Consider the following 16211-nt stretch of genomic DNA (forward strand, 5'->3'; position numbering starts at 1 on the left):
ACGAAGGCTCATAAAAGCGCTATCATTAAAATAGTATAATTGATTAAAAGTTTAATCAAGTTGTTCTAACAACTCTTTAGCTTCTAGTTTTTTAAAATTCAAACCATTGTCAATCAATAATTTAAACTCATTCTTCGCTTTCTCCAGCTCATTAATCTTTAAAAAACATAACCCTAAATACCAATGAGCTTTAGAAGAATCAAGACTATCATTGTTCAGTAATTTTGTAAAAGATTCAATTGCATCTTCATTCATATTTAGTTCTAATTGATTGGCTCCTAAATACAAAAGAATTTGTGAATTCAACTCTTGATTATTTTTTAACGTAAGTTTTTCTATCAAGATTAATGATTCATCGTATTTTTTACTTTTGAACAGTTTTTCTATATTGACTAACTCAGTAGCGCTATCTCTTTGAGTTAAAGAAGGCAGTACATTCCAATCTTTATACTCCGCATATAATTGACTATTATCAACATCTTTATTAAACTGCCCTAAAAGAAACAGTCCTGCGATAAAAATAGCTGCTATTCCACCAGCATAAACAAAAATGCGTTTCATTTTAGATGTTTGTGACTCTTCGAAATATGATTGTTCTGCTTTACCAATTGCGTCTTTAACAGACCCTCCTTTATCTCCCTTAAAAAATTCTTCATACTCTCTTACTTTTTTATAAGAAGGCTTTTTATCCGTTAAGTTCCAATTTTCACTATCGTAAATGGTATTCATTTCTTGATAAAGAGTTAGAGCTTCTTTTGCATCTGGATTTCTATCTATTTTTTTTAGAAAAACGATCGTTTCCTCCTTGGTCATTTCACCATTGAGGTATTTCTCTATTTCCTGCTCCATAGTATTCAAAACTCTTTTAATTCGTTATAACGCATATCGGCATGTATAGCTTCTTTTAATTTCGATTTACACTTAAAAATCCGTTGTCTTACCGTATTTTCTGATCCATACCCTAGCTTTTCTGCTATTTGTACATAAGGTACTTTATTAAAAAAAAATGCTAGTACTTCTCTACAATTCTGCGATATTTCTAATAATTTTTCTTGAAATAACTCCCACTTCTCCTGTTCATATGTCGCCAAAGCTATTTCTCTTTCTTCATGAACAAGATCCATAACTCCTTCATTTGTTACCCTCATTTTTGATAATTTTGAAGCTCGTCTCCATAAATTCTTGCAGATCGTTATAAAGTACCCTTCAAAACTAGAAGTAATCTTGAAATTTTCATTCTGTGCTCTGGCAGATAATTGTAACAATGCTTTTTGCATTACATCCTTTGCATCATCTTCTGATCCATCGTGACTAACTATGTAAGACTTTACTTTAGGATACAACCTATTATATATTTCCTTAATACCCTTATCATTACCTGATTTAAGGCTCTGTAACAGGTAATCATCAAGCTTTTTATTTGCCATGGAATCTCTAAGTAATTATAGAATAATTTCTATACGAAGAACACAAACATAACTATAATTCGTGAAACTTTGTTAGGGGAATAAGACTGTTTTTTTATGGGTTAACTGCTCTTATTAATTGACTTTTTAAGAAAGAAAAAGGGAAATATAATTATCTATAAACCGCACAAAAAACACTACTTAAATACGCTTAAAATCAAATGATTAACGTCAAAAAATAATTTCAAAGCCAAATCAAATTATACTATTTAAACAAATTATCTTAAATATTTGGGTAACATTTCTACTATTTTCGAATCCGGTCTATGAATATCAACTAAAAATGTGGTTTAGGAATATATCATATGACTTTACACATTTTAAAAAACAAACTAATTATCATGAAAAAAAGTATCATAATAGTAACATGGATATACATTGCATTAATCGGAGTATGGGGATGCTCCGTTGATGAAGATATTATAACTCAAAACACTGGTTTCGGAGAAGTTTTAGAAAAAAATATTCCTAACAATCCTATAGTACCGGAAATTATTAGAAATCAAGTTGTGGTAAAATTTACGGATTCCACTTTAAACGAGACCCAAAAAAAGAACCTGCGATCTGATCTTGAGCAAACTTATGATTTTAAAATATTACAGAAGGAAGTTTGTGACTGCGATCCCCAAGGGCCAGAATTATGGACAATAGATACCCTATATACAGATTTTATGGGAGTACAACACTTAGTAGAAAATCTAGTAACTAATTACGAAGATAACTCTGGTGAAGAAGAAGTTGAAGAAGGCAGAGCTATATTTGATTATCAATTCTACATAACTATTGCCAATAAGACTTTATCTGGTCACTACAGTAGTCGTTTAGGGGATAAAATAATATCATCAACCAATCCTGATTATGTAAATATTGCAATAGTGGACACAGGAATTGACTATGATTATTTTAATGACCCTATCTTATACAGTACAAGGGGTGAATCGAATGGAAGCTTTGGAGATTCTGGATGGGATTATGTGAATCACGATAAAGATATGAGAGATGATAATGGACATGGTTCTAAAGTAGCAAAAATCATTAATTCCGAATTAACAGCTAATCAAATTCCGCATCAACTATTATCTATAAAAGCCTTTGATGAGAATGGACGTGGTAGTTATTATGATATCGTTTGTAGTTTAAACTATATTTCGAAATTGAACAATATCGATATTGTAAATATGAGTTTTGGATGGTATGGTTTAAAAAAACAAAAAATTCTAAAAAACAGCATTGAATCTATGGAAAATAATGTACTATTTATTGCTTCTGCTGGTAATCGAGGATTAAATGTTGATGAAGAAATCGCTCATTTTCCATCTGGATATGCAATAAAGAATCTTTTGGGAGTTGGTGGTTATGAAATTGAGGTCAGTGAGCAAGTGGAGATGCCAGATTTACTAGATTTCATATCTATAGTAGAATCAAATTATGGCCCATCGACTATAGACATAGCTGCACCAATAAACGGATATTTCTATACTATGGATACCGAATCAAACCTCACAATTAACCCTACAGGAACCTCTTTTTCCGCAGCCTATATAGCAGCTATAGCCGGAAAACTATATGACAAAGAACTCACTTCATTACAGCTCAATAACGCGATATTAAATAGCGCATATAAGGTACAAGGATTACAAAATTTTATTCAACAAGGTAGAGTGATCGTTAGAAGATAATATAAATGCATATGTCCCTACATTCAAAAATTTAAAAGCAATAAATCGTAGGTATAATTTCATTGCTTTTGTAAAGTGTAATTTTCATATTTTTAATGTATGAAAATTACACTTTTTTTCTTGCTACTAAGTATTATTCCTTTCACCATATATTCGCAACAAGACAAAGATGAATTTAACAAACTATTGAGTTTATCTATAGATCTGGAACTGAAAGAGCGCAAAATAGATTCTTTCTTTGAACACACAAAGGAGCAATATGATATAGTCCTTGCCGACAATTATCATGACTATGGAGTCTTTCTATTTAAAAAACGGAAAAAAACTAATGAAAGAGAAAACCTTCGTAAAGCAATTTTGTTTACAAAAAAATCCTTGTCAATTAAAGATAGCCTACAAATTAAATCATCCAAATCATTAGATAAAACATTATATAATTTAGGGTTTTTCAATTCTAGAATTCAAGAATATTTTAAAGCTATTACTTACCTCATACGTTTATCTGAAACAGGGCAACTTGATAAAAAAATAGTTGCTAACTCAGAACTTTCTATAGCATATAAAAATATAGGGGACTACCACAAAGCATTAAGCACTATAGAAAAAGCTATTGGGTTGTGTCCAAATAATTCTAAATATGATAAAAAAAGAGTTAATTTCTATTTGCTCAAGGCCGACATATACTCTTCTATGGGGTATAAAAGACATTCAAATAAAATTAAGTCAAGTCTTCAAAAAGCGGATTCTATCCTACAATCCGTTTCTTACAACCCTGTAAAACAAAAAAACAGCATATTCCAAATAGAAGGAAACCTACTTCTTAAAACAGAAAACTATCGTGAAGCCATTACCAATTTCTCTAACGCTATTAGTAGATTACATCCTCTGGATTCAAACTATAGAGCCATAACGCACAATAGTTTAGGGCTTGCATTTTTAAAAATAAAACAATTAGATAGTAGCAAACTGCATTTGGAAGAAGCAATTAAATATAATCCCAGTTATACGCCTGCCTACGAAAATCTTGGTGATTTTTATATCACTAAAAAAGAATTCAAAAAAGGATTACTGTTCTATCAAAAAGCTATACAATATACTTTTGATCCAACTAAGACCTATGATTACAAAAACATTATTAAAGAAGAAAATTTAGAACTAATACCTAATAAATACTATACTCTAAATCACTTAATCCAAAAAGCCAATGGTTGGATGCAGTATTATAACCACGACAAAAACCAAGATCATCTCATACAGGCTTTAAAAACTTTTAAAATTGCAGATAAATTAGTTGATATTATTCGTTTCGAGAGCTCTGAATATAAATCTAAGTTATATTGGAGAGAACAAGCTTCATCTTTGTACATGAAAGCTGTAGAAGTATCTTTTCTATTAAAAAAATCTGAAGACGCCTATTATTTTATGGAAAAAAATAAGGCGATACTCTTATTAGAAGATATTACTAATGAACAAGCAAAAGAGAATGCTCAACTACCTTCGGAACTAGCTAGCAGAGAATATCAGCTAAAACAAAGTATCTATCTATCAGAAAACAAATTAAATATACTAGACAACACATCAAAAGATAGTATTCTAGCAGTGAAAAAAGAAATCTATCAACATAAGCGCAGCTATGAGGTCTTTGTAGATTCTCTTAATATCAAGTATCCCGAGTACGCAATTAACAAGCAAAAAGTTAAGGTTCTACCCTACTCGAATTTTACAAAGAAGTTTATTTCAGACAAAGAAGTTGTATTACAATACATTCTAAATGATGATCAAGGATATGGAATTCTTCATGCGAAAGGCAAATCCATAATTTTCGAGATTCCTAATCCAAAAGAATTAATTCGGGATATCAGTATCGCAAACCATCAAGTTACTACTTGGTTTAAAGATCAAGACCAATTAAGAGCTTACCACAAAATAGCACATCATATTTTTAATCAACTTATCCCAGAGAATGTTTATTCGGTAATTAAAGAAAAAAATGTAACAATCATTCCTGATTATGCATTGCAACAACTTTCTTTTGAAACATTGATTACATCAAAACATGATCATAGTTATTTAATTAAAGACACCGAAATTAGGTATGCTTATTCTATGAGTTATTTAGATCAAAATAAAAACAAAAACAGAAACCCTGAACTCAATTTTTTAGGTGTTGCGCCAATAGATTTTAATATAGATAATTTAAGCTCTTTAATTCATAGTAAAAAGGAAGTGACCAACATATCCGATATCGTTTCTGGAGATATCTTATTAAAAGAAAAAAGCATTAAGGATAGTGTTATTAGCAATTTTGATAAATACAATATCTTACACCTATCTACACATGCTGATGTTGGAGCTATAACAAATCCTTGGATTGCTTTTAGAGATCAAAAAATGACATTACAAGAAATATACGCCACCAAAAATCAATCAGAAATGGTAGTGCTTAGTGCTTGTAAAACCTCTTTAGGAAAAATCAACAAAGGCGAGGGTGTAATGAGCCTAGCCAGAGGTTTTTTCTATGCAGGTACCAATAGCGTAGTCTCTTCTTTATGGTCCGTAAATGATAAAGCTAATCAAGAATTGATGATTGACTTTTACAAAAATATCAATAAGGGATTTACAAAATCTTCCGCTTTACGAAATGCTAAACTACACTACCTAAACACTCATGATGGTAGTGAATTATCTCCTTTTTATTGGGGTTCGTTAATACTTATTGGTAATAACACTCCTATTTCCTTGGATCAAAGTATTAACAATTGGTATTGGTTTTTTACATTTTTTATGATCGCATTAGTTGTTTTTATTTATTATTTAAAAAAATCATAATTGACACTGCACTCTCTGAATAAATTAATCCATAAACCCATTATAAATTTAAAATACACCTCATAAAAGAAGAATATTTCCAAATCTAGAATGGGTTTATTGTTTTTATATTAAATCAATGCAATCGCTATTTCTTATTTGCAACAATTATTTTATGTGTTTTTACAAAACCATTATTATCAGAAAATTTAATAATATAAATTCCTTCCATATAGGAGCTCATATCAATTTGGTGGCTATTTTGTTTAACATTTTCAGAAACTAATTTAACTCCTTTAAAATCAAATATTTCAACAGCAACTCCATCCGTATTATAAATATTAGATTCAATTTTCATATATATCTGATCCGATACCGGATTAGGGTATAACGTAATTACATAGGGATTAACTTTGTCTATTTCCTGAGACAATAATGTACTATCTGTACTTTGCTTATTATGCAATTCATTACTGCGATACATACTAGATAGTTCGGGCCACTTTTCATAATACAAAAAATCATATCGTTCATAATATTTTAATGCAAGTACATGTTTTTCATTATGTGGTGTTGCTTTTACCGTTAAGTAATCATTTTGAACCCCGTTTAAATACCAATTATCAAGCCTCCCTGTTCCTGAATTATTCCAGTTTTGCTGAAAATCAGTTCCATTATAATCAGCAGTTGCTGACCAAACATTGTTAATATTCAAAACCTCATCTGTTGGATCTTGATCAAAATTACCTATCAATATTTTTTGTTCATTATTTAGAGGTAATATCTGCATATGTGCAAATTTTGAGTCTCCGTATTGACTCCAAACCCAATTCCACTGAGAAGTATTTGTATTAAATCTCAAAACTGTAACCCAAGTATTTACCCAAGTCAACAATTCATCTGTATTAGTGACAGTAAATTTACCAGGTGTATATCGATTCCTATAACTTGCATCCACTCCTCCTATTCTGCCGCTACCACTATTGGTCCAACGTTGGCTAAAAATTCCTCCATCAAAATCAAACAGACTCGACCAATTATAGGAGAACCCCAATAGTTCATCTTTTCCATCTCCATCAAAATCTCCTATCTGAAACTGATCCGAGGATCTAATATGCCAGGTAGAAATATTAAAACTACCATAATTACTCCATTTAAAATACCATGAATTAGTTGTTGCATCAAATCCTTGTAAGGTTGCCCAAGCATTACTTACAGACATAGACAATAGATCCGTAATTCCATCACCATCAAAATCCCCTGTAAAGTGTCTATCACCATCATTCATATACCAAGACCCAATCCATCGACTTCCGTTATTATTCCAGATATCATACCAGTCTGTTCCTGTATCACAAGAAAAATCTTCCATTCCGGACCACGTGGTACTACTCATAAAAAGAAGTTCTTCGTCCGTATCTCCATCAAAATCTCCTACCAACTTATGGTCTCCATTATTAAAATACCATCCTCCTAATCTTCTTTTATTTCTTTCATTAGTCCAAGTCATCTCCCAATCATTTCCTACAGTAGAAGAATTTATATTATTTAGACAACTACCATACGAAGTGAGATGATTCTGAGTTCTAATTACGCTAGACGGGTTAAAAAAATACCCAGTAGAACCATAGCACATAATACCTGGATTTATATTACATTCTGTATTACCAGAAACTTCAAATGGATGAGGCATATCTAATACATGCCCTATTTCGTGTGCAATCGTCATAAACGCGCTAGAAACATCACCAATTACCGTACAGGCATAAGTAGGAATGCGACAAACTGTTCCTAAATAAGCAATTCCCCCTACAGTTAAGCTTCCGTTATCATTTTTCATACGTCTTAATCCAGTAAATAGCATATTTAGATCTCTGTTCACCCCGGCAAAAATCGAAGGACTATTTGCTCTCAATTCTCCCAATCGATCTTCTGCAATAATAGATGTATATGGATCTGTACTTGATGTATGTACGTTCTGACCAGTAACACTAAAAAGAATATTAAAATAAATAGAAAAAATTCCTTCTGTTTGGTTTAACAAGGATAAGATTTTGGCATTAGAACCTCCACTATTTCTATATTTTTGATAGTGTTCATAATCCGCATCGGTTGCGATTTCCAAATATTTTGGTGTACAATTTGTTGTACCACTTTTTGCAGTAAAAGTTTTACCTCCAATACTGATTTTTTCCTCGTCTTCTATTGCTACAATTACCTGTTGACATGCTCCTAATGACTCTTCTTTTAGGTCATTCATTCGGTATACCAACAATAAATTTTTCACTTCATTATTTTTCAAAAAACTACGAGTGGACTCAAAAAACAACCAATCATCTTTTTCCTTATCATAGATATATCCCCAAAAGTTATCTTTTGTGATAGTTACTCTAACTACATTATTTCTGTTTTTATCTGCAAATCCTTTATATGTATCAACATGATCAATAATGTTGGTAGTTTCTCCTCGCTCATTAATAATTTCTCCATTAATCGCTTCTACATACTCTGGGCTTCTGATATCATTAGATTGTAAACTTATTATATATTTCCATTTTTCTGCAGCTATCACTAATTCAGAAACATAATTATCTTTATTAACATGTTTATAAACCTCTTCAAAATTAAAATCAAAAAGCTCATATCTCTCTATATACTCCTCTAAACCGGCTACTGTTTCGTTAGAAGTTGTTAATTGAAATGTCTTGGGCACATACGTATCGATGTGATCAAAATCACTTCCTTCTTTTATTTGTTCTTGTCCATAAAGTATGGTAATCCCAAAACTTATAAACAAGAGATTTTTTATGAATGATTTCATTGCTTCAGTATATTTTATCCACCTCCATATCTTTTACCTATAGAGGTGGATTGTTATATTAATTATTTATGGTCCAAACCCCAAGATCTGTACATCCAGAAGGATTCATTGTCACTGTAGACAAGTCTATAATAGATGTATGGATTGGTCCCCCAGGGATACATAAACACAAACAAGCATTTAATTGAAATACGCTATCAGGACATACCCAAAACTCTACAAATCCATTTGCATCTGGTGTAAAATGTCCAGAAAAACCATTATAAGTAAGTCCGGTAGCCCACACATAACATCCTGGGTCACCATTCGTATATACAACCTGTACACGTACACATACTAACGCATTTGCACAAGGATCATCTGCATTCCATGAACTATTAACCGATGTAATCTCTCCGCGTAAGACGTTTCCTTGGTTAATCAAAACTCCAGAGATATCCCAGTATCCTGTATCTCTATTTAGCTCATATAAATTGACTTGTTCTGGAGTATTTTCTGTCCGTATGGGAAATGAAGTATCAATAGCAACGCCTTCGGCCAAATCTAAAGGAATATTTTCTTCAGGAATTGTTGCTGTTATTTCGATCATACCGAAAGAAGTTAACGGATATAGAGTACCATCTTCTTCGTTTTCTGCAATGTAACTTCCTGGAGCACTTCTTAACTCTAACTGATTTGTTATATCTATATAAGTTGCTCTAATCTCTACTAAACCACTGTAAGGTTTTCCTTTATAACTGAATGCATTTGGCGGTATTGTTATCTGTCCATCAGAAGCTACAGAGATTTCTGCTCCTTTTTTAGAATCAATCACATGAGCTTTAGCTCTTTCTTTCATCAAAACGAACAATTTTGTGTTTTCTTCAATTACTTTAGATACAGTCACAAAACCCTGATGTTCTATAGTTAATACATCACCAAGACTAAAACTATTTTCTTTTAAGATAAAGCTTCCTTCTGCATCACTTATTCCTATTATTTTTCCTTTAAGTTTTATCGTTGCATTATCTATTGGTTTATTATTTGTAGTCTGAAGCGTTCCACTCAGTCGATCTAATACTCCTTCTTTTTTCAAAGTGGTTTCCAATACAACCTCCTTTTCTGATGCTGTAAACTCATCATTACAAGCATAAAAAAAGGTTATAATTGCTAGCAAAGTGATCAAAAAAAATGATTTTAAATTTTTCATTTATTCTATATTTTAAGTTGATTTAAATCTTTATTGTATTGCTAACTGTTGGGTTATTACTTCACCAGAATTTCTTATAATTCTAACAAAATACATTCCTTTAGAAACCCTAGAATCAATCTCCAAAATGATATTCTCTTTCTGAACTGAAAAAGATAACGAGGTACTTTTTCCAGAAAGCTCCACCAGTTCTATACTTTTAATTGGATCATTAAAAGATCCCGAAATGGTAAGTGTATTTCCTGACTGTACCGGATTAGGATACATCTCTAACTTAGATAGATTAGTATCTTTATCATCTGAAGAATTCTCTCTTTCATATTCTTCATATAATTCATAAATAGCACCCGAATTAACTAACTCATTAATTTCTTTGGTATAAGCACTATCTGGCTCAAAAGGATACTCTTTAGTTTCTAAAATAAAACCTCCAATATTATTTTCACTTTCTTGTATCTGAACTCTAAAATATTTTCTAGTTTCTTGCCATTCTTTGCAATCATTCCAGATTCCGTGTTTCACATAATACCAAGTATTTATTAAAAGTCCTTGAAAAGAAGCCACATCAGAATTACAGCAAAATCCACTGATTACATTATGGTTTACATCATACACCTGCCATCCATGATACACTGAAACTGGATTGCTATCTGCCTGCACATTTACACTTACCTGACCATTAAAATTAGAACTTACACTTAATGCAAAATCAGTAGTGTATCCAGCCCAACTAACAGAACTAGGAATAATTTTTCTAGTTTCTTGCCACGGATAACAATTTTCATCAGAATCTTTCCAAACTCCATGTTTGATATAATAATTTTTAGTCCTACTCAGTCCACTATACGTTACGGTTGTTCCACCTTGGATAGGTCCTATTTGTGTACCTCCATTAGCAATAGAAGTTGGTGTTTCGAATAATCCCCACCATTGATACGCATTTGGATTTGTTGCTGTTACCTGTACTGTAATGGTTCCATTACCAGCACAGCTAGTATTCATGATAAAATTAGAATCTAATCCTACATTAGGCAATACTGTAAATCGCTTGGTTAAAGGCAACCATCCGATACAATCATTACCCAATGCTACTTTGATTTCATATTCATATCCAGCTTCAAAATTCACATTATTACCGGCAAATAGAGTCGTTAAATTAACTGTTTGCAATTGTCCTGTAGTCCAACCTAATCCAGATACATACTGAAAACTACCCGTACTCCCTATTGGTCTTCTCCATGCATCTATAAAATAACGAACCTCTCCTTGAGAAGCGCTTCCGTTTAATAGAATTGTCTCTCCATCACAAAAAGTATCTTTAGTATTAGCATCAGTATCCTCAAAATGAAAATCTACTTCAAGATTTTGTTCTTCGATCACGATATCATCAATTGCCATTTCTGCCTGCTTTACTCCTCCTGTATATAGCGGATTTATTAAAAGTCTAGCATAGTTTGCATTAGGTGTAAATGTAGTTGTAACCAAATGCCAGTTGTTTCCTAAATATGTGCCTATGGTATTAGAAAAAATAGTTTGTTCATTCAAAATAGTTCCATTCTGGAAATTAACAGCTCTTACATTTATAGTACCGTGATCACTTATATCTTGATTACCTCTATCATTAGTTCTTACTTTAAAAGAAACTGCATAACATTTTCCGGTCTCAAATGCGATAGGAGTTTGTATACTTTCATAATGATTAGTGGACCCTCCTGACCACATCCAAGCATGTGGATTAGACGATACGCCGTGCAATGAAGGACTCCCAGAAAAGGAGTTCCAATTAGGAACGCAATTATTGCTGGTGGTAGTAAACGCAAAACTATAATCATTACAATTTGTATTGTAATTAGAAAAATCTCCGTTAGTAACAAGATTTTGTGCTACCCCCAAGTTAACCGACACTATTGTAAAAAATAGTAGTAAAATATTTTTAAAATTCATTGTATTAGTTTTAAAAGAAATGCCTACTCATACGCTTTTCGGCTGCCGCGTTTTGCTTCACAAAAAATTATACAGGTTGATCAGACCTAGAAACAATTGCTTATTTGGTAGGAAGAGCATGTTTATATCTAAATGTTACCCTGGGTTTTTATTTTTTTTTGAAATAGATGATTTTTCATAATAAATCATCAGTGATATACATCAAAAAATAAGTGAATCAATAAGGAGAAAAGAAGAGCAGAAATGAGATGAGTACGAAACCAGAATGTGAAATCATTATATTCGAACTAAGTAATTATTTTGAATTAGACTTTATTTAACTTACTAAATGTGTTCTTTTAAAATGGTGGTTTTAATGAAACTCGAATTTGAGAAGTCTGAAAGACGCACTCAAATCCGTAAGTTGAATTAATCCCGCCTATGCGGCGGGATCCCATAAATTCCGCCTCTAAGCCCATTAAGTTCAATAAATCGGTTCATTTTATAAGTTTACGAATTCACATATAATTGAACTTTTTTTTATCTAAAGATCTCTTATCGATATTCCTTCTCAAAATTTCATATGCAATAGGTGTATTACAAAATGTATATAAAATTTCAGGGAAAAAATAGTCTATTAATTTTATTTAGTTAACTTAGAAGCAACAAATAATTATAATCACCCCATGTCTGAAGATTTCTTCGGGTATGGGGTGGTTTTTATTAAAACTAATTGAAAATATATGGGATATATATTCCATATATCATTGTTGTACAAAATGCAAAACCAAAATTATGGCGAAAAAGAAGGTCACATCTAAAAAAGTTGCAAAAAAAGCTTCATCTGTTTTAAAAAGCAAAAACACTTCTAAATCATCTAAATCAGCAGCTGGAAGTGCTTTGTCTCAAACTAAAGCACCTAAAAAAACAACTTCAAAAAAAGCAGCCTCAAGTGCTTCAAAAGTTTTAAAAGACGGCAGAACTTCTAAAGCATCAAAATCTGCTGCTGGAAGTACTCTAGCTCAAAAGACATCAAAAAAGAAGAAAAAATAACATCATTAATAAAAATGACTACATATCAAGTTACAATCTTAATTTTGAATTTATTATTTGTAATAGCCGCTTTAGCCTGGATGTATTTTCAGAGTTTTTTAAAAGCAAAAGGTAAAAATTTAGCAACCAAGCAAGACATAGCAGATATCACTAGAAAAGTTGAGTCTGTTAAACTTGAATATTTGAGACAAATTGAGGATTACAAAAAGGATTTAGAAATAAGGTATTCATTAGAACCGACTATTTTAAAGACGAAAATATCCGTTTATGAAACAACTACAACACTGCTTAAAGTAATATTTGCAAGAAAGAACAACATTGGTAATGAATCTCAATTAAATCAACAAATTTTTAATGACATCCTCAAATTGATAATAATTATTAATTCTAATTTCAAATTAAGAGAATTTTTAAAAGATGAAATCAAAATGCTACAAGAAGAGCATAATAAAATAATGGAATACATTGATCATTTAAAACAAGCTAAGCAAGAAACATACGAAATAAAACTAGACTTAATAATTGAAGGCTTAGAAGATCTTCAACAAAAAATAGTTCAATAAAACGATAATCATAAATCTTTTAAAACCATGGAAGAAAGAACAAATCAAATTGTGGAAGAAGTTAAATCTATATTAATCAAAAATCATCCTGAAATAGTAGTGTGTGGCACCCCATATCCTGATGAAGAAGTTATGATAACTGTGTTTTGGAATAGACTAAGCGCTATAATGTGGAGAGATAGTAGCTCTTTTAAATTTAAGATAGATGATTATGATCAAACTCTTAACGAAACAATAATTCCTTTTTCTGAATCTAATATTTTTAAAGTTCAATAAAACGACACATGAAATTCAATAAGTTATTAGCATTGATTGGAGAGTTCAGAGAAAAACCTTGGGAATTTCGTATGAAACTTTTTAGTTTGGATTATGCTAGTAATTGGAGTGGAGGGATTTGGAGCCCAACAAACAATTATATAGAAGTTTCTAGTTGTTTAACTGCGTTTTCTGATTTAGAAAACATTCAAATAAATCCAATTGAAGACAGGTATATAGGAAGATTAGTTCCTAATATAATTTATGATCATACTCAGGATGTTTGCGATATACTAAAACATCATGATCTGGAATATAAAATACAAGAAAAAATAATATTGATAAAAGTTCAATAAAACGATTAAAACCTGTATTATAATGTATGGAGGATCAAGAAGAGATAAAAAAACAGATTTCGGATTTAGAGACTAAATTATTAGAACAAGAACATAGACCTCTAACTATTCTTAGAAATTATTCTAATCGTAATAAGTATCCAAAAGGAGACCCTAGGAGAAGAGCCGTTTTTGTATCTTTTTTTTGGAGAATGTTTTTTTCCCCAGGAGTAATCGCTACAGGTGGAGGAATTATTGCTCTTATATCGTTAGTTTTACTTTTTTGGCAATCAAAAATTCTAATTCAACAAAATGGACTTATTGTCGATCAAAATAACTTGGTAAAATATCAAAATCAAAAAATTACAGATCAGAATTATTTAGTGGAAGCACAAAGAAGATCTACTCTTCAGTTTGAAATATCTGAGATATTAAATCGGGTTGATGAAGAATTGAAAAAAGACAAGGAAAGAAGATTATCTAACCAGTTAATTGGAAGAATAATAGCTGCCACAAATTCTTTAAAACCCTACAGGAGTTATGAGAATGATACTTTAAGTCAACCATATAGTTACGAAAAAGGTCACTTATTTATCAGCTTAATTAAAAGTAAAATTAGTGGTGAAGATTTGTCTGTTATTTTCGCTGATGGTGATTTTTCTGGTATGATTTTAAAAAACATTACTTTAGGAGAACGTATAAAAATTAATCAAAAAGATAGTTTAAATGTTAATGAGAAATTATCCTCAGGATCTTTAGTTAAACTTGATAAAATAAAATTCAGCAATTGCTATTTTAAGAATGTAATAATGTTTTCAATGCATTTTTCTAATGAAATCATTTTTGAAAATTCTATCGTAGATAATCTTTCATCAAATTTCTCACTTTCAAAAAAAATAGTTTTATCAGAAACCCTTATCTCAAATTCGTATATTCAAGTAGGAATTCTAAAAGAATCGGAATCCATAAAACCTATATCTTATGGGGATGTGGGTGATGCCCTTTTTAATGAGCCAACAACAATTCATCTTAACAATTCTGATATTGAAAACTCTATAGTTAGATTATCATACAATAATACTAAATTTAGCAAAGATCATTTATTTATACAAAGTGATAATAATAATCATATCCGTAACTCTTCATTCATAGGATATGAAGCTTTATTTTATTCTAGGCTCAATGGTAATTTGAAGATATCTAATTGTTACTATTCTCCTCCTAAAAATAATAGAAAAATCTTTTTATCAATGGGGAAAATTAAAATTCAAAATTTATATAGTAGAGATTCAATAGAATTAATTGATATAGGGTCGGATAAAGTAATACAACCTAAAATGATGCCTAGAATATCGTTCCCTGAAAAACCTCCTTTCAAGTTTTTAGGTGAATACCAAAATAGCTATTTATTAAGTGAAAGTACAGATCCAGTACATGTATATAATACTTACTATAGCTATACATTAGATGACAAAATAAAAACTCAATAAATTGATGGATGCTACTGTGAAATATCATAACAAATAAAGTTCAATAAAACGATGGGAAAAAGATTTGAGTATAGAGATTTAATTGAAATAATAAATGAGTCTGACACATCATATCTGTCATATAAAGTTTTATTGTTTACTAATGAATGGAAAAAATTTAGGGATCAGATAGTTAGAAGGGATAAGGGGCAATGTAAAAAATGCGGTGAATTACCAAATCAGTTAGCTTGGCATATCGGTCAAGATTGTGGGATTTATGAACGCCCTCCAACTTGGTACGAGAAGGAATACATGGGAGAACAAATTATTTATTGTTCCAGACACGTGGTACTAAATGTTCACCATAAATACTATATAAAAGATAAATTTCCTTGGGAATACAGCTTAGATGCATTAACAACTCTCTGTTCAGAATGTCATGAACAAGTTCATCAAAATGATGATATTTATATATACCAAGATGAACATTTAAACAAATTTACAATTTTGAAGAATTGCACAAAATGTAAAGGAACTGGGTATCTAAAAGAATATTATTATAATGAACATGGGATTTGTTTTGATTGTCTTGGGTATGGATCCAAAGATAAAGCATTCACATATAACATTTAAAAGTTCAATAAAACGAT

General features: G+C 31.0%; 13 protein-coding genes. 8 read left to right on the plus strand and 5 right to left on the minus strand.

Translation table 11 applies throughout. The annotated features are described in order from the left end of the window. Nucleotides 1–51: 51 nt before the first annotated feature. Together J8L88_RS09835 and J8L88_RS09840 are read right to left on the minus strand one after the other, a co-directional pair. Nucleotides 52–849 carry a tol-pal system YbgF family protein gene (locus J8L88_RS09835; protein WP_211060652.1) on the minus strand — a complete coding sequence of 266 codons (798 nt, stop codon included), beginning with the start codon at nt 847–849 and terminating at the stop codon, nt 52–54. Nucleotides 850–854: 5 nt separating this feature from the next. Continuing rightward, nucleotides 855–1427 (minus strand): RNA polymerase sigma factor, encoded by a 573-nt coding sequence (locus J8L88_RS09840; protein ID WP_211060653.1) that lies wholly within the window; start codon nt 1425–1427, stop codon nt 855–857. A gap of 380 nt (nt 1428–1807) precedes the next feature. Here J8L88_RS09840 and J8L88_RS09845 point away from each other — a divergent pair, with 380 nt between their 5' ends. After that, complete coding sequence (locus J8L88_RS09845) at nt 1808–3145, plus strand: S8 family serine peptidase (RefSeq protein WP_211060654.1); 1338 nt, start codon at nt 1808–1810, stop codon at nt 3143–3145. Nucleotides 3146–3244: 99 nt separating this feature from the next. Beyond that, entirely contained in the window at nt 3245–5974 is a 2730-nt protein-coding gene (locus J8L88_RS09850; RefSeq protein WP_211060655.1) for a CHAT domain-containing protein, read from the plus strand. Nucleotides 5975–6101: 127 nt separating this feature from the next. Here the strand turns inward: J8L88_RS09850 and J8L88_RS09855 are convergent, their stop codons facing one another. From J8L88_RS09855 to J8L88_RS09865, 3 genes are read right to left on the minus strand one after another with little or no spacing between them, the layout of a single operon-like run. After that, nucleotides 6102–8774, minus strand: coding sequence for a T9SS type A sorting domain-containing protein (locus J8L88_RS09855; RefSeq protein ID WP_211060656.1), 2673 nt, complete (start codon nt 8772–8774; stop codon nt 6102–6104). A gap of 58 nt (nt 8775–8832) precedes the next feature. Further along, nucleotides 8833–9963: a hypothetical protein gene (locus tag J8L88_RS09860; RefSeq protein WP_211060657.1), complete on the minus strand. Its 1131-nt coding sequence runs from the start codon at nt 9961–9963 to the stop codon at nt 8833–8835. A 30-nt stretch (nt 9964–9993) separates the two neighbouring features. Beyond that, nucleotides 9994–11907, minus strand: coding sequence for a T9SS type A sorting domain-containing protein (locus J8L88_RS09865; RefSeq protein ID WP_211060658.1), 1914 nt, complete (start codon nt 11905–11907; stop codon nt 9994–9996). Between the two features lie 774 nt (nt 11908–12681). Between J8L88_RS09865 and J8L88_RS09870 the strand changes: the two genes are divergently transcribed. From J8L88_RS09870 to J8L88_RS09895, 6 genes are read left to right on the plus strand one after another with little or no spacing between them, the layout of a single operon-like run. Beyond that, nucleotides 12682–12939 (plus strand): hypothetical protein, encoded by a 258-nt coding sequence (locus J8L88_RS09870; RefSeq protein WP_211060726.1) that lies wholly within the window; start codon nt 12682–12684, stop codon nt 12937–12939. 14 nt (nt 12940–12953) lie between these two features. Beyond that, the gene (locus J8L88_RS09875; RefSeq protein ID WP_211060659.1) at nt 12954–13502 is read left to right on the plus strand and encodes a hypothetical protein; all 549 of its coding nucleotides are present in this window, start codon (nt 12954–12956) and stop codon (nt 13500–13502) included. 27 nt (nt 13503–13529) lie between these two features. Then, the gene (locus J8L88_RS09880) at nt 13530–13778 is read left to right on the plus strand and encodes a hypothetical protein (RefSeq protein ID WP_211060660.1); all 249 of its coding nucleotides are present in this window, start codon (nt 13530–13532) and stop codon (nt 13776–13778) included. A gap of 8 nt (nt 13779–13786) precedes the next feature. After that, entirely contained in the window at nt 13787–14113 is a 327-nt protein-coding gene (locus J8L88_RS09885) for a DUF6678 family protein (protein ID WP_211060661.1), read from the plus strand. Nucleotides 14114–14139: 26 nt separating this feature from the next. Further along, nucleotides 14140–15582 carry a hypothetical protein gene (locus tag J8L88_RS09890; RefSeq protein ID WP_211060662.1) on the plus strand — a complete coding sequence of 481 codons (1443 nt, stop codon included), beginning with the start codon at nt 14140–14142 and terminating at the stop codon, nt 15580–15582. A gap of 51 nt (nt 15583–15633) precedes the next feature. After that, nucleotides 15634–16194: a hypothetical protein gene (locus tag J8L88_RS09895; RefSeq protein ID WP_211060663.1), complete on the plus strand. Its 561-nt coding sequence runs from the start codon at nt 15634–15636 to the stop codon at nt 16192–16194. Nucleotides 16195–16211: the final 17 nt, after the last annotated feature.

The organism is Aquimarina sp. MMG015, assembly GCF_018100855.1.
In the GTDB taxonomy this organism is placed as follows: domain Bacteria; phylum Bacteroidota; class Bacteroidia; order Flavobacteriales; family Flavobacteriaceae; genus Aquimarina; species Aquimarina latercula.